Source organism: Paralteromonas sediminis (assembly GCF_003820355.1).
Classification (GTDB): Bacteria; Pseudomonadota; Gammaproteobacteria; order Enterobacterales; family Alteromonadaceae; genus Alteromonas_F; species Alteromonas_F sediminis.
On the sequence record NZ_RPOK01000002.1, the window covers coordinates 384,785 to 404,227 of the forward strand.

Sequence of the window (19,443 nt, forward strand, 5' to 3'; positions counted from 1 at the left end):
ATAATGTTTTTGTTATGTGTTTCTTTTTCATCGCAGGGACAGCAACAACCTGATACAGGAGTGAGCTTACGCTACTGTATCAACCCAGAATGGATGCCCTTCGAAGCTATTCGAAATGGCGAGCATATCGGTATTTCCAGCGATTATCTTGAACTTTTGTCTGAGCTTTCAAATATACAATTTGAGTTTGTTCCTACCCAAAGCTGGACGGAAACATTAGAAATACTGCAGAGTGGCGCTTGCGACGCTATTCCAATGATACGTCCGAGTCTTAAGAAGCAAGATTTCCTCCTATATACTGCGCCTTTCTTTGAATCACCCAATGTATTGGTTTCGCGTAGCGACGATGATGTCATTCCTGGGTATTCAGCCATTGATGATCGTGTGCTCGGGATAGAAAAGGACAAGCGTCATGTAGAGTATATCGCTAGGTATTATCGGAATATCGAAACCTACTATGTAGATAGTGAAATTCAAGGGTTAACCTTGCTCAGCGAGGGTAAAATAGATGTCTTTCTCGCGTCGCAGTTAAGTGCTGCCATGATTATCAAAAGTGAAAAGCTGGAAAACCTAGTGATTAGCGGATTTGCCGAGCCACATGACTCTATGGCTATGGGGATAAGCCCGTCTGCAAATGAACTACTACCCATTATCAATGAAGCAATAGCAGCCATTCCTGAAAGTAAAACTGTAGAGGTATACAGGCGGTGGTATCAAGTCAACTCTGTTACTCATCACCACAGCATATGGCTTGTTTTTACAGGCGCGATTTTCATATTTGCTGTGCTGACGGTCATATGGATAAAGCGCGCTCAATTAAACGTCAATAACGAATTGCAAAAACGCGATGCAGAGTTAGAAGCACTGCAGGCTGCATTAGTGGAAAAAAATAGAACGGTAGAATTTTTAACCACGCATGATGATTTAACCACTCTACACAACAGAAATTACATGGTGCAAAAAGTCGATGAAGAGATGTCGCGATTTCGGCGCTTTCAGTCGCAAGTTACGCTGTTGCTAGTTGGGGTGGACAACTTAACTCGCGGTTCACAAGATGCCGTTAAGGCCTCTTCAGATCAGATTCTCCAGCGTCTCGCAGACATCACGTTGCAGAAAATTAGAGAAGTCGATATCGCAGCGAGGTGGACCAATGAACAAATCCTTATTTTATGCCCTCAGACTTCTGCGTTATCAGCACAAATTCTGGCAGAACGGATCCTCACTGAAGTTGAGCTACAGTCTCTGCAGTTATTTGAGGGAGTAAAAGTCAGTATTGGTGGCGCCTCCATGCAGGAAGGGGATAGCTTTGTAGACTGGTTTGACCGCGCGCATCATGCCATGAGAAATGCCAAGCGAAGGAGTACTCATGCCTATGAACCGGCACAAAGTTAGCGCAAAATCGTTGCACAGTACCATGCTGGTCAATGGCTAAAAGACTGCCATAGCTACCGCAGTCTAGGCCTGCTTAATAATTTAACTGACGAGTGGCTCAAAATGCCACTGGTGGTCGCGAAATTTTACCTCTGAGCGGTCATATTCTCTGTCTGAACGCCAGTTACGTTTATTGAGTTTGAGAGTTACACCTGAATACAACTTTTTAGTGGCGACGATGCGGATCCTTTCTTGGTATTGTTCTTTTGCTGCTCTCATTTCAATCGCTTTCATTTCGATCCAGTTGAGCATAGCCGTTTCATTTTCGAATAATTCTTGGGCCTCATTGACTCTGCGCAGCATCTCTTTAGGCACCGCTTTTTGAGCGATGATATCCATTTTTTCTTTATGTCTCAGGTTATTATCACGTAACTGCTTGACCAAATCTTCGATGATATCGATGCGCTCAACCAGCCTGTTAAAACCATCGCTAAAATCAACACTTAAGCTGCTACCCGACACAGCGCCAAGCGTACCTGCAATAACGACATCCTGTGACTCAATTTCACAAGCAAATAAGTTACCTTTAGGATTGTCGATTTGACCAACGGTAACGGAACCACCGCATTGAATATAGCTGTAGGCTAGTTGACGTCCTATGGAAACGTTGCGACCACAATTGATTGACAGACCTTGTCCGTGTTGAACGTGGATATTTCCGCCAGCTTTTAATATACAGGAGCAACTGTTGGCGTCATTAGACTCTTTCCCCATGGCGCCTTCAGTAATAATGATGTCACCACCGGCTTCGATGTAAGCCGATTCAACAAAACCGTTTATCGTAATGTCGCCAGTAGCTACTACACGCATTTTTTCAGTGACATCACCGTTGACCAATACAGCGCCGTCGTAATTAACATGCCCGGAACCAACATTAACGCCCGTACAGGTATAGGTATCATCTACGCTCATGACCAAATCAAGAAACTTAGGCATGCCCGAATGACTGGCGATGAGCAGGTTTTCATCTTCTTCACTGACTTCCACACCTGAGCCCATTTTAATTGGCAACCAGTCACCCGGTTTTGCTTCTAGCGGTGCCCCTTTTATGGTGTAACCAACACGGCCTTTCGAAGGCGATACACGTTTAACGACAGGGGTTTTTGCTTTAACACAAATTACATCGCCCAGATTTCTCAGGTCAGTTTTGCCGTCAGGGTTGGTTTGCGGGCGCAGTACTCTGTCCAGTGCATTTGGCACTAAAGGTTTCATGTAGGAGGAATGCCCGTCTCTCGGAGGTAAGCCTTTAGCAACAACCGCATCTATAGTTTCGCCAGCATCTGCGAGCTTTACCTTCTCAAGCAGATTCATGATATGTCTTTTTCCTAACCCCCTGACAATGCCACTTTTCTTGGCAAGTGAGAGAATCGCTTTTAAAGATGGGTGTTGTCCGCCATAGGGGGCCGTGACAGATAGTACCGCTTGCATATCATCTTCAGCTATTCGAAAAGAGACCTCCGCATTGCGGCGCTCACCAATACTTTCGGTGACCGGTGTGGTGTCATTAGTTTTAAATAGATGGTTGGCTTTATCGCAGGCAGACTTGATTGTGTTTCTGGATAAGTACACTTCACCAAGCTCGGTGTTGCGTATTTCATTGAACAGGGCTGTTGAGTCAAGTTCTTTATCAAGCTCTGCCGGATTTATTGTCAGATTGACATTGATTAAATCGTCATCAAACCCGTACGTTACGCCATTCATGTATCACCACCTTTACATCTGAGTAATCTTGTATCGGCATGCCGTTCGCCTTCTTAAGAACTACACTGTAAATCTGTTAATTTTTGTGGTCAAAGGTTTTGTGCGTATTGGTATAACACCTGAAGAAATTTCAGCGTCGCTGGCTGGTTAGCATAGGTCTCTGCTAGGTTCTCTAGCTCTAGAAGATAAGCCTGTGCACTCATAGTGCCACTACCATCTTCTAGGCGTGCCATTCTGTGTTGTTGCCACTGCATAGCCTCCTCATGAGATAGAGTCTGGGGAAAGTTTCTTGCGCGGTAACGGTACAGTAAGGTGCGAAGCCTAATGTTTTGACACTGATTTTGTAAATTAACCAACTGATGTTCAGACGACTCTCTGACCGCCTCACACCAATATTTTTCTTCCTGTGTAAGAAAGCCACCCGAATACAGTGACTGTTCAACGTCCTGTTCTTCACCGTCGTAATCGGTATCAAACAGCGCTACAAGCTTGGCCATGTTCAGTGGGTTGTCTTTTAACTTTTTATAATTCTCCAGACAATAGTGTCGATCGAGACCAATCTGTTCCGCTCGCTGCTCCGATAATGCTTTTGCTGAGGTAATAAAGGGGCTTTTATTTACATGGATCAACTTAATGCCCGGGCGCGACTGCGGCGTTACCAGGCCATCGCTGCTAGCATAAAGCGATGTGCGCAACGCTTCGACATCTAACTCATAGAGCGGTGTAAGATCTTTGCTCAGGTCGATACAGATAACTGCATTAGGTTGTTTGGGGTGCACCGCCACGGGAAGTATATAAGTACAACACCCTTGTGATGCAGGCACTTTCGACGATACATGTAGTATTGGCGTAAGCGTATCCAACGAGATTTGTTGCCATACATGATGTTTATTTTTAAGCTGAAATGCATAGTCAAACAATTTTGGCTGTGCGGATTTCAGCTTTTTTGCCAATCCTATAGTGGCATACACATCAACTAAAGCGTCATGTGCGCCTTCATGATGAATATCGTTGGCAACAGTAAGGTGCTCCAACTTAAAACTGGGAGTGCCCTTATCGCTAACCGGCCAGTTTATACCTTCAGGGCGAAGCGCGTAGCAGGCCCTTGCGAGATCAATCAGGTCCCAGCGAGAATTACCATTTTGCCACTCACGCGCGTAAGGGTCATAAAAGTTCCTAAAAAACAGATGTCTGGAAACCTCATCGTCAAAGCGAATACTGTTGTAACCAAGACTGCATGTACCTGGCTGTGCCATTTGTTGATAGATTTGCGCAGCAAAATCAGCCTCAATTAGTCCTTTTTGCAAGCTCTTTTGTGGCGTGATACCTGTAACCAAACACGCCTGAGGAGAGGGCAAATAATCGTTTGGTATTCGGCACATAATATCAATCGGGGCTTCAATGGGCTCAAAGTTTTCATCCGTTCGAATAGCCGCAAATTGACAAGGGTAATCTTGATTGGGCTTTACGCCCCAAGTTTCATAATCGTGGAATAAAAACGTGTTTGCGTGAGCCATATGAGACAATAGTTGAAATAGTGGAATAGCAAAAGACAACAGGGTAGTGTATCCCTAATGGGATCACAACAGGAATACAAGAATATGAAAAATGGAATCCGAGTACTCTTTGCTGTTTGTCTATTGACGGTTACTCAACTTCCACAGGCTGCTCCTTCAGATAATAGCTCAGTCGCTATCGCTATTCATGGCGGGGCGGGCACGTTGTCGCCGGATGATATGACCGATGCACAAAGAGCTGAATATATCAGTACGTTGCAAACCGCTGTAACGGAAGGGTATAAGGTGTTATTGGCAGGTGAACCCGGTGAAGCTGCGGTGATCAGGGCTATTCAAATTATGGAAATGTCGCCCTTATTTAATGCTGGTATCGGTGCCGTATACACCTTCGATGGAGAGCATGAGCTTGATGCCTCCATCATGAACGGACGTGAGTTAAACGCGGGCGCTGTATCAGGCGTTAAAACAATAAAAAGTCCAATAATGGCCGCTTACCGTGTAATGACCGAGTCTCCCCATGTCATGCTGAGTGCTGAAGGAGCTGAAGCATTCGCCAGGCAACAAGCACTGGAGATGGTAGACAATACGCTTTTTAATACGCAACGTCGTTATGAAGCATTACAAAAAGCAAAAGCCCGCATGCAATCAGAAACCAGTGCTGTGGAGTGGCGTCAGGGCAATGAGCGATTCGGTACCGTAGGGGCAGTAGTGCTCGATAAACAAGGTAATCTTGTGGCAGGTACATCCACAGGCGGAATGACAGCCAAACGGTTCGGACGTATCGGTGATTCGCCGATAATTGGCGCCGGGACTTATGCCGATAATACAAGCTGTGCGGTTTCAGCAACGGGCCATGGTGAATATTTTATACGCTATCATGTTGCATCAGACATTTGTGCCCGCATGAAATATGCCAAGATGAGTCTACATGATGCAGCGAATACCGTTATTCACGACGTGCTTTTACCTGCAGGCGGAACAGGCGGCGTGATAGCAATAGATGCTGGCGGAAATGTGGCCATGCCGTTTAACACATCAGGTATGTATCGAGCTTCTATAGATAAACACGGCAATGTGTCTATTGGGATTTACAAAGAAATAGCGTTAAAAACAACTTTTAGCGCAAATTGATACAATTTTTGCGCAAAACAGTTGGAACAGGTCTACGCTTAAAAATAAAGGGTAGCCCCTTTAAAACCAACGATTTCTAGTGCGATTTTGGAGGCTTAATGGAATCATTGCTTGTAACTGACTACATGTCAAAGCGCCCAGTGAAACTAAAAATAAACATGCCTGTTGCTGAGGCGGTTGAGCGTTTACTCGACAGCCACCAAACGGGGGGGCCTGTTGTTGATGAAAACAACAAGGTCGTTGGGTTTTTGTCTGAGCAGGACTGTATCCGGATGATGATTGAAAGCAGCTATTACCGAGAACAAGTTTGTCGGGTGGAAGAAATCATGCATACCGAAGTGTTAACAGTAAAGCCTTACTCGTCAATACTGGAATTGGCACAGCAAATGCTTGAGCTTAAACCTAAGGTTTATCCGGTTGTAGATGATGATGGGTATTTGTTAGGCAACATCAATCGTTCAGATATATTGCGTGCCATTGATAAACAATTAAGGTCAGGTTACAAAGAAGCAAGCTAACAGGGCTTAAACCACTGGAAATATGCTGTCGGTTCTTCTAGGATCGGCGGCCTGTTTTACAACTGTGGTTCTTCTTTTGTTACGCACCAGTGATTCTCTTCCTGTTATATCAGACACTGAGCAACAGCGTCTGGACGATGCCGTAGCCGCCCAGAATGGTCTGCAGATTGCTGCGTTTATTGAACGCAACATCGCTTTGTGCATGTTAAAGGATCGCTTCCCTCTTTTACGACAAGTCCAAGTCGCAAAACGTCAAAAAGCTATGCCTTTCGAGAAGGCCATGTCGTGGTTTGCCCGCTTTGAGAAGTCTGTCTCTAACCGGAAAATACGCTCTGTCAACGTGCCTGAATGCGAGTATCCTGCGCTCCCGGTAAGTGACCGAAAAGAAGATATTGTGCAAGCCATCAAGGCAAATCAGGTTGTGATTATTGCCGGTGAAACCGGTTCAGGGAAAACCACACAGTTACCAAAGATGTGTCTTGAAGCCGGGTTAGGGCAGGCGGGGATGATAGCGCACACCCAACCTAGGCGACTTGCAGCACGAAGTGTAGCGAACAGAATTGCCGAGGAGCTCAATACGCCGTTGGGTGAAAAGGTGGGTTTTAAAATCCGCTTTTCAGACCAAGTGAGTGAAAACAGCTACATCAAGTTAATGACCGACGGCATGCTGCTTGCTGAAATGCAACAGGACAGGTTTCTAAATGGTTACGATACCATCATTATTGATGAAGCCCATGAGCGCAGCCTCAACATTGACTTTTTGCTTGGTTATTTAAAACAGCTATTACCAAAGCGCCCCGATCTTAAAGTCATTATTACCTCTGCAACGATAGATCCTGAGCGTTTTTCAAAGCACTTTTTCGGTGCCCCTATTATAGAGGTAAGTGGACGAACCTACCCGGTTGAAATTCGCTACAGAGACCCCGCAGGGGCAGATGTAGAACTAGAACAAGTGGACGCTATTACTGCTGCTGTTGATGAACTACAGAGCGAGGGCAAAGGCGATATCCTGGTTTTTTTAAGTGGTGAACGTGATATTCGCGACACCCAGGAAGCTCTGTTAAAAAGGCAATACAGACATACTGAAATAGTTCCTTTATTTGCAAGGCTTTCCGCGGCTGAGCAAAATCGAGTGTTTCAGCCCCATAGTGGCAGGCGAATAATCCTTGCCACCAACGTAGCTGAAACTTCGCTGACTGTGCCAGGCATCAAATATGTTATTGATACGGGAGTGGCAAGAATCTCTAGGTATAGTCCAAGAACAAAGGTGCAGCGATTGCCCATTGAAGCTATATCGCAAGCCTCTGCCAATCAACGAGCTGGTCGATGTGGTCGAGTATCTGAAGGAATATGTATTCGCCTGTACAGTGAAGACGACTATCTTGGTAGGCCCGAGTTTACTGATCCCGAGATTTTACGTACTAATTTAGCGTCAGTCATTCTTCAAATGACCGCACTTGGATTGGGTGATATTAGTCGTTTTCCTTTCGTTGAGTCTCCTGATAATCGCAATATTACCGATGGCTTTAGGCTTTTAGACGAGCTCCAAGCGATCACCTCAGTAAAAGGCAAACCCAAGCTGACAGAAATAGGAAGAAAGCTTTCCAGGTTACCCGTTGATCCTCGCTATGCACGCATGGTGTTGGCTGCAAATGAAGTCAATGCAGTTCGGGAAGTACTGATTATTGCGGCGGGATTGAGTATTCAGGATCCCCGAGAACGGCCACAGGATAAAAGACAGCTTGCAGACGAGAAGCACGCAGAATTTATAGACAAGCACTCTGACTTCGTAACACTGTTAAATGTTTGGCAGGCTTTCTCGGAAAACCAGCAAAAGTTGTCTAACAATCAATTGCGAAAATGGTGTAAGCAACACTTTATCCATTACCTCAGAATGCGTGAGTGGCAGGACATAGTGAGCCAAATAAAAAAATCTCTCAGCGAGGTAAATGTAGGGCTAAATACAGCCGCTGCAGACGGTGACAGCGTTCACAAGGCTATTTTAACCGGGTTGTTGTCACATATAGGAATGAAAGATAAAGACAACCAGTTTTTGGGGGCCCGTAACAGTCATTTTCACATTTTTCCCGGATCGGCATTATCGAAAAAGCCACCCAAGTGGTTGATGAGCGCGGAGCTTGTTGAAACTTCACGCCTTTTTGCGCGCCTAAACGCAAAAATAGAACCAGAGTGGATTGAACCCAGAGCAAAACATCTTACTAAGTCATCGTACAGCGAACCACATTGGTCAAAAAAGCGTGGCGCTGTCATGGCCTATGAAAAGGTAACGCTATTTGGTGTACCTATTGTCGCAAAGCGGCTGGTAACCTATTCTTCTATTGAGCCTGCGCTATGCCGCGAGTTATTTATACGGGAAGCGCTCGTTAACCAAGATAATAAATTACGTATTAGTGTGCTCGATGAAAATGCGTCATTAATCGCTGAAGCGGAGGATGTTGAGCAAAAAACCCGGCGCAGAGACTGGTTAGTTGACGAAGATGCTCTCTATGACTTCTACGCCGAGCGAATACCCGATCATGTATTGTCTGAGCCCAGTTTCAAAAAGTGGTGGGGCAAAGTTAGTGACAAATCAGTGCTGCAGTTTACCCACGAAGATGTGTTCAAGCAGCGTCCAAGTCAGCAGGTGGCTAACGCGTTTCCTGAAACGTGGCAGCAGGGTAGGCTTAGCCTAAGGTTGCGGTACCAGTTTGAACCAAACGCTACAGATGATGGTGTCACCTGCCAAATACCCCTTCCTTTGCTCAATCAGGTTTCACCGCAGGGGTTTGACTGGTTGATTCCTGGATTACAGCAGGAAAAGGTGATTGCGCTTATAAAAAGTTTACCTAAAAAGTTACGTAGAAACTTTGTCCCAGCGCCTAATTATGCTGATGCTGCCTTAAGCGATATTGAACAGTTTGATAAAAATGGCGCACCCACAACACTTCTCGATGCGCTTTCAACAAAGCTATTTCGCATGACAGGTGTAAAAGTTGAAAAGGAAGACTGGCAAGTTGAGCTGTTGCCCTCGCATTTACATATGCACTTTGAGGTTGTTGATGAAGATGGAAAGGCGCTAGCCTTCGACAATGATCTGGTTGAACTGCAACGAAAAATGCAAGGTCATGTGAAAGAGACCTTTGAGCAAGCTGTTACCCCAGAACTAGAACGAAAGGGGTTGGTCTCATGGGATTTCGAACAGTTGCCAACCCGCTTTACTCAGCAGCATGGAGGGTTTGAGGTTCAAGCCTTTCCAGCCCTGGTCAGCAAAGGCAATCAGGTTGATATCGAGTTGCTCACCACTGAAGAAAAAGCAGAAAAGGCGCACCAACAAGGGGTCGCAACCTTGCTTAAACTCGCCATGCCATCGCCTCTTCGTTATTTGCAGGAAAAGCTGCCTAATAAGGCTAAGTTAGGGCTGTATTTTAATCCTTTTGGCGAGGTTAAAGCCCTTATTGATGACTGCATTATGGCAGGGATTATCCACTTGATGCATGAATTTGCGGCGCAATACGATGCAAGCCTAAGAGATCAGCGTCAATTCGTTGAGTGTGAAAAGTTTGTGCGTGGTCGGATTAATGAACAGGTGTTGGACATAGCAAAAACGGTTGAAAAAGGACTGACACTGGCGCACACAATACAGAAGCAATTAAAGGGTAAAGTACCTTTGCAACTTATTCAGGCAATGGGTCACATTAAAACCCACATGGATAGTCTGGTGTATCCCGGTTTTGTAAGTGAGATGGGAACACATAAGTTGCAAGACTGGCTAAGGTATGTAAAAGCGCTAGAGAAGCGAGTTGAAAAGGCAAAAGTTGATCCGCAAAGGGATAAATTGAATCAAATGTCGATAGATAAGGTTGAAGCTGCTTATTCAAAGACCCTTCAAACTTATCATCAATCGGTAGCGCCTGCGTCATTATATGATACTCAGTGGATGATTGAAGAGTTAAGGGTGTCTTTGTTTGCTCAGCAACTGGGAACAGCTTATCCAATATCTGCCAAGCGGATTTTAAGTCATTTGACACAGTTTTAGCGGTGGTGAGGTGATGCTTTTCTGCAAAGGTTAGTTGACAAGGTGAGTCTTGCACCCTATAACGAATGTGAATCTGTATTTTTACCTTTTTTAGGGAGTTGTATTGGATGTTGGGCTACGACGATAAACGCAATTTTTTCCGTATGATGGTGAACTCTCCATGTATCATTCAAATTGATGACGCTGAGTCCAGTCGGACTGTACAGGCGGTTTGCCGTGATATTAGTGCAACAGGCATGTCCCTAGAAATTGACGAGGCGTCAATTGAGATGGGTACTGAGCTAACAGTTCAGATTGAGTCAACGAGCTCACAAATTCCGTCGCTGTCGGCCTCGGCAAAAGTTGTAAGATGTGACCCCGCGTCAGAAAACAGCTGCATCGTGGGGGTTGAAATCACGCAAATGCGCTGAAGCGCGCTTTTGCTATCGATTGCTTACCTGGCACACAAAGCCTCTGAGATACTCTCCTTGTGGGTAAGTAGCCAATACAGAATGGTCCGTGGCTTGGCCAAGCCGTTGGATAAATCTGACATCTTTGCCGGCATCAAGGGCTGCGTCTGCAATAATTTTTTGAAACAAGTCAGTTGGCATTAGGCCAGAACAGGTAAAGGTTAGCAACAACCCTCCCTCTCTAACCACGTGCATCGCGTACATATTAATGTCTTTGTAACCCCGAGCGGCTCGGTTTAGCGTGGACTTGCTATCCACGAATTTTGGTGGATCGAGAATGACCATATCAAATTGCTCGCCATTGGCATGATAGTCCCTCAATGCGTTAAATACGTCGGCTTTTTGCTGCGTAAACTGAGTATCTTTAAAATAATTCCTTAACAGGTTTTCCTTGCCTCGGGCGAGGGCATCTTCTGAAACATCAATGTTGGTTACATGGGTTGCGCCGCCTGCCAGAGCTGCACAGGCAAAGGTGCAGGTATAGCTAAAACAATTGAGCACGTCTTTATTACTAGCCAGACGCTTTGCGACTTCTCTGCTGTCGCGTTGGTCCAAATAGAAGCCGGTTTTATGGCCCTTTTTAACGTCAACGGTCAAGCTAAGGCCGTGTTCTTGGATTATTACCTCATTAGGAACATCTCCTTTGACCACGCCTGTTTTTTGCTCAAGTCCTTCTTTTTCTCTGACATTGACATCACTGCGCTCATAAATAGCTGCCTCCGGAAATACCCTTTCAATGGCAGAAATTATCTTTTCCCTTTGTTTCTCTGCACCAGCGCTCAGTAGTTGCATCACTACAACATGGTCAAAAACATCAATGGTGACGCCTGGCAATTCATCTGATTCACCGGCTATCAGGCGATAGGCGTTCGAAGGAATACCAAGCAATGCTTTTCTTGCTTGGGCTTTTTGTAATCGGTTTATAAAAAACACATGATCAACAGATTCACCCTGATTAAACGTCCATACCCGCGCCCGAATTTGCGATTCAGGTGAGTAGGCCGCGCGCGCAAGCCACTTGCCGCGGGATGACATTACATCCACTGTGTCGCCTACATTGGCTCTGCCAGAAATTGACTTTACAGCCTTAGAAAAAATCCATGGATGACGCATGGTTAGGGATTTTTCTCGTCCTTCGTTGAGTATAATTTTGGCAGCCATTATGCGCTCAGCAGGTAATCGTAAAAATGGGGCGCAAGTATAGCGTTTAGTGGGCATTTATGCGACATTCAAACAGTGTTAATAAGGAGTCTTGTGTGCACTACATCGATAATAATTTAAAGGTAGTTAAAACTCATCCACCAACACATGCCGCCCATCAGGTACTGATTGCTGTGGAGGCGTTTGGTGTAAATCGGGCAGATATTCTGCAGCGGCAGGGTAAGTATCCACCGCCACAAGGGGAAAGTGAAATACTGGGCCTAGAAGTGGCCGGTGAGGTTATCGGTTGTGGTCCTTCAGTCACACGTTGGAAGCTTGGTGACCGTGTGTGTGGTTTGGTCGCAGGGGGCGGTTATGCTCAAAAAGTGGTTGTGAATGAACAGCATCTGATGGCATTGCCTGACAGCCTCACTATGTCTGCAGCAGCAGGTCTTTCAGAGGTCTTTTTAACCGCTTATCAAGCCTTGTTCACTATTGCTAATATTCAGGCTGGAGAGCGTGTGTTAATTCACGCTGGAGCAAGCGGCGTTGGGCTAGCAGCTATACAATTGGCAAAGCTACATCAGTGTGATGTGGCTGTGACTGTGTCAAGCGAGAAAAAAGGAGCAGTATGTAAAGCCTACGGAGCGAACCTTATTGTCAATTACCAGCAACAGGATTTCGTCAATGAAATTAAAAGTAAGTGGCAGCATGGCGTTGATGTTGTTGTTGATGTAGTAGGCGGTGACTACATTCCCCGCAACATGAATGTACTTAATATGGATGGAAGAATAGTGTGCCTTTCCATGTTGGGAGGCAGAATGGTTGAACAATTTGACCTGGCGCGTTTACTAGCAAAACGTATTACCCTTTTTGGTTCAACGCTTAGGAATCGCTCACAGCAGTACAAGGCAAAGCTTACGCGTGAGTTTGAAGCTTTGTACATGAAAAAGTTTGCCTCTGGTGAGTTAAAAGTGCCCCTCGATGCCGTGTTTAAAGCTGAGCAAGTCGCCGACGCGCACGCAAAACTAGAAGCCAATGATTCGGTGGGTAAGTTAGTGTGCTATTGGGACGACAAATAGCCCTTATCATCAGGGAGGTTTTCTCCCTGAGCTGCTGTGCGCGCGAGTTGATCACAGGCCTCGTTCTCTGGATGACCACTGTGGCCTTTTACCCATTGCCAATTAACCACGTGTCTGCTAACTGCTTTATCTAAGCGCTGCCACAAATCTGCGTTCTTGACAGCTTTTTTATCTTTGGTCCGCCAGCCATTTTTTTTCCAGTTATGGATCCATTGATTGATGCCATTTTTGACATACTGGCTGTCTGTAGTAATTGTCACTTCACAGGGTTCTGACAGCGCTTCCAATGCCAAAGCGGGCGCTAGGAGTTCCATCCGATTATTAGTGGTTAGCGAAAAACCGCCAGACATAGCCTTGCGATGCTGACCGAATATCAAAATGGCGCCATAGCCACCTGGGCCAGGATTACCCAGACATGAACCGTCGGTAAAAATGTTTACGTGTTTTTTTTGCATAGGCGTGTGAGTATACTTATACCAAAGCGGTAAAGAAAGAGACGAATCTGTGCGTCAAATTGTATTAGATACTGAAACAACGGGTATCAACCCCAAGGAAGGCCATCGAATCATCGAGATAGGTTGTGTAGAGCTGGTCAATCGTCGATTAACGGGAAATCATTTTCACGTATATATAAATCCTCAACGAGAGGTAGAGCAGGAAGCCATTGAGGTACACGGCATTACCAATGAATTCTTAAGAGATAAACCTGTTTTTGAGCATGTTGTTGCCGAATTTGTGTCATTTATCCGCGGTGCCGAGCTGGTTATTCATAATGCACCCTTCGATGTAGGCTTTATGGACCACGAGTTCTCAATGTCTATCGCAGGCAAAGACACAGTAACTGCAGATATATGCAGTGTGCTGGACACCTTGGTGTTGGCGAGAAAAATGCACCCAGGCCAAAAGAATAATTTGGATGCGTTGTGTAAACGATACGGTATCGACAATGGACATCGTGAACTGCATGGCGCTTTGTTAGACGCTGAGATCCTAGCAGATGTTTACCTAGCCATGACTGGCGGTCAGACTAAACTGAATCTGTCATCTTCAAGTGCATCTCAACAACAGGGCGACGGCACAGAAATTGTCAGGCTTTCACCACGCGATAAACCGCTAAAGATCATCCGCGCCAGCGCCGATGAACTACAAGAGCATGAAAAAAGGCTTGATATCGTAGAAAAAGCGGGCGGTAAATGCTTGTGGCGAGGAAATTTAGGTGAAGGCTAACGTGTGAACATATTCAAACTGGGTGCAACTCTCATTTATTTTGTTGTGGGAATGTCACTGGCGCAAAGTGAGCCAGATATTGAAACAACAACTGAACCCTCGCCCTTAGAGCAGTTGGGTAGTGAGTATCACAACAGTATTAAGCTGTTGAGTAACCGGTTTCGCATAGATTATGAAGTGGAAGAAGTCACTATGGTGTTCTTCCGTAAGTACGGCTCAGCCCCGGTCGTATTAGTAAGGCCTGACGGGTCGAAAATCTTCCAGATCAATGCTGATGGTGAGAGTGTGGCGTGGTTTGACTCCGAAACGTACGACATGATCAGTATCAAAAATCCAGTTCCTGGACCTTGGCAGGCTGTCGGGCAAATTTTACCAAACAGCCGAGTGATGGTGTTGTCAGACATTCAGTTACAGGCCGATCCGCTACCTCCCATTATTTTTTCAGGTGAAATACTCAAACAAACTGCCAGACTCACGAATGGTGGTAAGTTGATTGATTATGGCCCTTTTCGGGATGTGGTAAGTCTCAATATAGAACTCTCCAGTACCAATAACCCCAACTACGATAATTTTGGTGCTGCTGCACAAGAAGTGGCGCGGTTCGAAGACAATGGCAGAGGAATGGACGAACGTCCGTTGGACGGGGTATTTACCGGTCAATTTAATCTGGCGATTGCTGCAGGTGAATGGAAGCCGGTATTCCGAGTAACAACACCTATGTTTACCCGAGAACAAATTGACCCGCCAATTCAGCTTTATCCAACGCCCATTTACACTGATGTTGAACTAAATGGGGGGGGGAATAATTACCACAAATTGGTAATCGATGTGAATCGAGAACTTGTCGATATAAACAGCTTGTTGATTGACGGAAAGGTCCGTTTTCCAAATGGTGATATACAAAACTTCTCATTAACTGAAGCCAATGCTGAGCCTCGTGAGCACATGATTATCGCATTTGAAGACGGAATTTTTCGAATTAAGCTTACGGCCTATGGGAAGACAGTAAACGGGCGTGATTTTATTTTAGATGTGCCCGAATTTACGTTTTTAGCGAAAAGTGAAGAGCCAGAACCCGAGGTTGTTAACCCTGAAAATACCGATGATTCAAACACTGTCACTGCTACCGGTGATGAAACAAGCGAACTGGTGCCTACACAGTCCATTGATGAAGCAATAGAGCCAACACAAAACGAGCCAGAAGAGCAGGAGTCTGTAGTAACACTGGTTTTATTAGTCAACGGTATTATTTTATGTTTTGGTATCGTCGTCATTGTGGCATTGATGTGGCGAAAGCATGGCGCTCCAGCCGCTTTAAAAAATATACGTTTTAAGTTACCGCGCAAAGAAAAAGACCCTGTATCAGAGTAGGGTGCGTTTAAATAATGAGCGAACAGTCTGCTTGTCACAGTTTTGTCAAAAAAAACCGTTGACTGAATGAAAGCGAAACCGTATCATCTGCGCCGCAGTTTGGGGGAGGGAAACAAAGTCTTCTTCATAAGTGCATGAATTGTAAGCGATTTTTTGGAGCGGTAGTTCAGTTGGTTAGAATACCGGCCTGTCACGCCGGGGGTCGCGGGTTCGAGTCCCGTCCGCTCCGCCAATTTCGTAGTCAGTTCTCATCATCTTGGAGCGGTAGTTCAGTTGGTTAGAATACCGGCCTGTCACGCCGGGGGTCGCGGGTTCGAGTCCCGTCCGCTCCGCCATGATGATGCCTACCGTTGGAGCGGTAGTTCAGTTGGTTAGAATACCGGCCTGTCACGCCGGGGGTCGCGGGTTCGAGTCCCGTCCGCTCCGCCATTTTTATGTATCATCTCAGTAACACATTTATTATCATGTAGTTATGGATACTTCTATTTCAAATTCGCCAGTGCTGTCATGTCGGAATATTGTCAAACGTTACGACGACGGCGTTGATGCCGTGACCGTACTACGTGGTGTATCTCTGGACATAGCGCCAGGTTCACAAATCGCAATTGTAGGGGCGTCTGGTTCCGGTAAAAGCTCCTTGCTACACATACTAGGTGCTTTGGATACCCCCAACGAAGGTGACGTGTTTTTCTTAGACCATTCCATTTTGTCACTTAATCGCACGCAACAGGCACATTTACGCAACAAGTATTTGGGGTTTGTTTATCAATTTCACCACCTGCTTAATGAATTTTCTGCATTAGAGAACGTAGCTATGCCGTTGCTAATCTCGGGTGAAAAGGCTGCCGTTGCAATGGAGAAGGCAAGTAGTGCATTGGATAAGGTGGGGTTGTCACACCGAAAAAAACACGCACCAAATGCATTGTCTGGCGGCGAGCGCCAACGCACAGCAATTGCCAGAGCGATTGTTAATAGTCCAAAGGTTGTACTTGCCGATGAACCTACAGGGAACCTCGACGCAAAGACGGGCGAGCAGGTTTATGAACTTATGCTGTCTTTACAAGCTGACTTAAATATGGCTTTTGCCGTTGTTACACATGACCTAACGCTGGCCAAAAAAATGTCACATCAATATCAGCTTCATGATGGGATGCTTCAGGAGTATAAGTACTAATGGCTCTGGCGTTTACGCTGGCTGAAAGATTTAGAAAGCGTCGTCATCAATCGGGATACCTCTCTTTTATGTCAGTGACATCCATCTCAGGGATTGCTCTGGGATGTTTTGTACTCATTTTGTTATTAAGTGTGATGAATGGGTTTGAACGGGAATTGACACAACGGTTACTAGCGGTAATACCACATGGCGAATTGTTTTCTGTTGGTAACGAAGGGATCGAAGACTGGCAATCCTTGCAAAGTCAAATAGCCTCTGATCCTCGCGTGTCAGCAGTCATACCGTTCACACCTGTAACAGGGCTTATTCAAAAGAAAGGTAGCCTCAAAGCTGTTTCTGTCGCCGGAATTGCCCCCCAAGACGCGCAGCATACTCTTGCGGGGGTGTTAAGTGACAACGCTGCAGAAGCATTGAAAAACAAAGACAATGGGGTAGTGCTAGGTCAAAATATTCTCGACCGGTTAGCGTTGTCAGTCGGTGATAATGTGAGCTTATTGTTACCCCAGTCAAGCAATATACAGCAGATGCGCGCGCCAAAACGCTTGCAGTTAGTGGTGGTGGGGGCCATTCAGCTGGGTGGTGAAATCGATAGCCAAATTGGCATAATGCGACTGGACACAGCATCAACGGCAATGAATATTGTAAGTGGTGCAAAAGGGCTCAGGATCAGTGCTCATGACCCTTTTGATGCACCTCGTATTGTCAGAGATTATGGCTATGCCTTTTATCAGCCAGTGTACATGTCAGACTGGACACGGACTCATGGGCATATTTTCCAAGACATCCAACTTGTGCGCGTTGTTGTTTACATTGTACTGACGCTTGTTATCGCTGTTGCCTGTTTTAATGTAGTTTCTACGCTGGTAATGTCCGTAAGAGCCAAACAAGCATCTATTGCCATTCTGATGAGTATGGGGGCAACGCCGTCGCTTATTAAGAAAACATTTTTATTGCAGGGGCTCATGAACGGCGCGATAGGAACGGCGATTGGCACGCTATTGGCTGTGCTTATTACACCAAACTTAACGGGGATAGTGTCTGCGGTGGAAGATGTTTTTCACGTTAAAGTGTTATCTTCTGATGTGTATTTTATCGACTTCTTGCCCACAGAGTTACACGTCACTGACGTTGCGGTTACAGTTTTAATCAGTCTTACGCTTTGTGTGGTTGCAGCTTGGTACCCGGCAGCAAACGCTGCCAGGGTTCAGCCCGCTCAGGTATTAAGTTGACTTTGGAAACTCAATTTCTTCTTCTTTGATGCCCGCGTTTGGGTCGTTAAAGACGTCTTCATTCAACTCACCTTCGCTTTTGGCCACGATACAGGCCACCGTGCAATCGCCGGTGATATTGACGACAGTACGCGTCATGTCCAACAAGCGGTCAACACCTATGATTAGGGCAATGCCCTCAACAGGCAGGTTCACTTGTGTTAAAACCATGGCCAACATAATCAAACCCACACCTGGAACGCCCGCTGTACCTATGGAAGCGAGTGTTGCGGTCAATACTACCATCAGGATATCAGAGCTGCTTAAATCCACGCCGTATACCTGAGCGATAAACACAGTAGCCACACCCTGCATAATGGCAGTACCATCCATATTTATCGTTGCGCCAAGTGGCAGCGTAAATGATGTTACTGACTTACCGACACCCAACTTATTCCTCGCGGTTTCCATAGTTACCGGCAGGGTTGCGCTACTGGATGAGGTTGAAAACGCGAATAAGGCAGCGTCACGCATTTTTTTAAGCAGCACCACCGGGCTCAATCCAGTGAATAACTTCAGTAGGGTCGGGTAGGTGATAAGTGCATGTGCAATCAGTAAAGCCAACAACAAGAAGAAATATTTTGCCAGTTGGACAATAGTTTCCATACCCGTTGAAGCAAACAGTTTTACCATCAACACAAACACGCCGTATGGGGCCAGGTTCATTATTATGGTAACCAAACGCATAATGATTACGTTCACGTCTTCAAAAAAGCTGTTGAGGCGTTTTCCTGCATCACCGCTCAATGACATAGCCACACCAAACAGAACAGCAAAGATAATAATTTGTAGCATGTTACCCTCTGCCAGTGAGTTAATGGGATTAGAGGGGAACATGTTAAGGATGACATCACTTAGGCTAGGGGCAGAATTGGCGGAAAATTCTGCATCAGTTGCCAGTGCCTCCTGACCACGGCCAGGGCCTACTAACATCGCAAAGCTAATCGCAAAGCTAATCGCAATACCTGTGGTAAAAACATAGAGGCCGACTGATTTTGCGCCGAGTCGCCCAAGCTTCGTTGGGTCGGCTAATGCACTGGTGCCGCAAATTAACGATACAAATACCAAGGGCACTACTAGCATCTTTAAACTAGAGATGAAAATAGCGCCTAAAGTTGAAAATATACCGTCGATTAATATTCCATACGCAGAAAATTCCATACCAAATATAATGAAGGAAGATTCTTCTGTACTATGAAATAGCGCTTTAAAAACAAGCCCAAAGAGGATGCCTAACAGCATCCCAATAAAGATTCTTACGGTGAGTGAGTATTTTTTATTGTCGTTTGACATAGAAATCCCTGTATTTTCTTGTCATTATTGGAAGAACAAACGCTAGTTTGCCAGATTTCCGCTGGTTTTGAACGTGTTACTGACCCAAATACTAAGAAAAAGAGG

Annotated in this window: 15 protein-coding genes and 3 tRNA genes; 13 read left to right on the forward strand and 5 right to left on the reverse strand. The window is 45.6% G+C overall.

Features of this window, described 5'->3' with window-relative positions:
• The first annotated feature begins 3 nt into the window (after positions 1 to 3).
• Positions 4 to 1,392: a transporter substrate-binding domain-containing diguanylate cyclase gene (locus tag DRW07_RS07000; protein ID WP_124027178.1), complete on the forward strand. Its 1,389-nt coding sequence runs from the start codon at positions 4 to 6 to the stop codon at positions 1,390 to 1,392.
• A gap of 81 nt (positions 1,393 to 1,473) precedes the next feature.
• On the opposite strand, the gene DRW07_RS07005 is transcribed toward DRW07_RS07000, so the two are convergent.
• Both DRW07_RS07005 and sbcB read right to left on the reverse strand, forming a co-directional pair.
• Positions 1,474 to 3,132, reverse strand: a complete 1,659-nt coding sequence (locus DRW07_RS07005) for a DUF342 domain-containing protein (RefSeq protein ID WP_124027179.1) — start codon at positions 3,130 to 3,132, stop codon at positions 1,474 to 1,476.
• Between the two features lie 89 nt (positions 3,133 to 3,221).
• The gene (gene sbcB, locus DRW07_RS07010; protein WP_124027180.1) at positions 3,222 to 4,649 is read right to left on the reverse strand and encodes an exodeoxyribonuclease I; all 1,428 of its coding nucleotides are present in this window, start codon (positions 4,647 to 4,649) and stop codon (positions 3,222 to 3,224) included.
• Positions 4,650 to 4,733: 84 nt separating this feature from the next.
• Here sbcB and DRW07_RS07015 point away from each other — a divergent pair, with 84 nt between their 5' ends.
• From DRW07_RS07015 to DRW07_RS07030, 4 genes are all read left to right on the forward strand, one after another.
• Positions 4,734 to 5,780: an isoaspartyl peptidase/L-asparaginase family protein gene (locus tag DRW07_RS07015; protein WP_124027181.1), complete on the forward strand. Its 1,047-nt coding sequence runs from the start codon at positions 4,734 to 4,736 to the stop codon at positions 5,778 to 5,780.
• Between the two features lie 98 nt (positions 5,781 to 5,878).
• A complete protein-coding gene (locus tag DRW07_RS07020; protein WP_124027182.1) occupies positions 5,879 to 6,298 on the forward strand; it encodes a CBS domain-containing protein in 420 nt (139 codons plus the stop codon).
• A gap of 190 nt (positions 6,299 to 6,488) precedes the next feature.
• On the forward strand, positions 6,489 to 10,334 hold the full coding sequence (hrpA, locus tag DRW07_RS07025) for an ATP-dependent RNA helicase HrpA (protein WP_377923185.1): 3,846 nt from the start codon (positions 6,489 to 6,491) through the stop codon (positions 10,332 to 10,334).
• Between the two features lie 107 nt (positions 10,335 to 10,441).
• The gene (locus DRW07_RS07030; RefSeq protein ID WP_124027184.1) at positions 10,442 to 10,744 is read left to right on the forward strand and encodes a PilZ domain-containing protein; all 303 of its coding nucleotides are present in this window, start codon (positions 10,442 to 10,444) and stop codon (positions 10,742 to 10,744) included.
• Positions 10,745 to 10,756: 12 nt separating this feature from the next.
• Here DRW07_RS07030 and DRW07_RS07035 read toward each other — a convergent pair whose 3' ends face one another.
• Positions 10,757 to 11,944, reverse strand: a complete 1,188-nt coding sequence (locus tag DRW07_RS07035; protein WP_124027185.1) for a class I SAM-dependent methyltransferase — start codon at positions 11,942 to 11,944, stop codon at positions 10,757 to 10,759.
• A gap of 95 nt (positions 11,945 to 12,039) precedes the next feature.
• Between DRW07_RS07035 and DRW07_RS07040 the strand changes: the two genes are divergently transcribed.
• Entirely contained in the window at positions 12,040 to 13,005 is a 966-nt protein-coding gene (locus tag DRW07_RS07040) for an NAD(P)H-quinone oxidoreductase (RefSeq protein ID WP_165870439.1), read from the forward strand.
• Here DRW07_RS07040 and rnhA read toward each other — a convergent pair.
• Positions 12,987 to 13,460 carry a ribonuclease HI gene (gene rnhA / locus DRW07_RS07045; RefSeq protein ID WP_124027187.1) on the reverse strand — a complete coding sequence of 158 codons (474 nt, stop codon included), beginning with the start codon at positions 13,458 to 13,460 and terminating at the stop codon, positions 12,987 to 12,989. The genes DRW07_RS07040 and rnhA overlap by 19 nt on opposite strands.
• A gap of 49 nt (positions 13,461 to 13,509) precedes the next feature.
• Here rnhA and dnaQ point away from each other — a divergent pair, with 49 nt between their 5' ends.
• From dnaQ to DRW07_RS07080, 7 genes are all read left to right on the forward strand, one after another.
• On the forward strand, positions 13,510 to 14,232 hold the full coding sequence (gene dnaQ / locus DRW07_RS07050; protein WP_124027188.1) for a DNA polymerase III subunit epsilon: 723 nt from the start codon (positions 13,510 to 13,512) through the stop codon (positions 14,230 to 14,232).
• A gap of 51 nt (positions 14,233 to 14,283) precedes the next feature.
• Positions 14,284 to 15,603: a TIGR03503 family protein gene (locus DRW07_RS07055; RefSeq protein WP_124027568.1), complete on the forward strand. Its 1,320-nt coding sequence runs from the start codon at positions 14,284 to 14,286 to the stop codon at positions 15,601 to 15,603.
• 155 nt (positions 15,604 to 15,758) lie between these two features.
• A tRNA-Asp gene (locus DRW07_RS07060) sits at positions 15,759 to 15,835 on the forward strand.
• A gap of 26 nt (positions 15,836 to 15,861) precedes the next feature.
• Positions 15,862 to 15,938 (forward strand) — tRNA-Asp (locus DRW07_RS07065).
• A 17-nt stretch (positions 15,939 to 15,955) separates the two neighbouring features.
• Positions 15,956 to 16,032, forward strand: a tRNA-Asp gene (locus DRW07_RS07070).
• Between the two features lie 43 nt (positions 16,033 to 16,075).
• A complete protein-coding gene (locus DRW07_RS07075; protein ID WP_124027189.1) occupies positions 16,076 to 16,777 on the forward strand; it encodes an ABC transporter ATP-binding protein in 702 nt (233 codons plus the stop codon).
• On the forward strand, positions 16,777 to 18,006 hold the full coding sequence (locus DRW07_RS07080) for a lipoprotein-releasing ABC transporter permease subunit (protein WP_124027190.1): 1,230 nt from the start codon (positions 16,777 to 16,779) through the stop codon (positions 18,004 to 18,006). Before DRW07_RS07075 ends, DRW07_RS07080 begins: the two co-directional genes overlap by 1 nt.
• On the opposite strand, the gene DRW07_RS07085 is transcribed toward DRW07_RS07080, so the two are convergent.
• Positions 17,998 to 19,338, reverse strand: coding sequence for a dicarboxylate/amino acid:cation symporter (locus tag DRW07_RS07085; protein ID WP_124027191.1), 1,341 nt, complete (start codon positions 19,336 to 19,338; stop codon positions 17,998 to 18,000). The two genes, DRW07_RS07080 and DRW07_RS07085, sit on opposite strands and share 9 nt — an antisense overlap.
• Positions 19,339 to 19,443 lie beyond the last annotated feature (105 nt).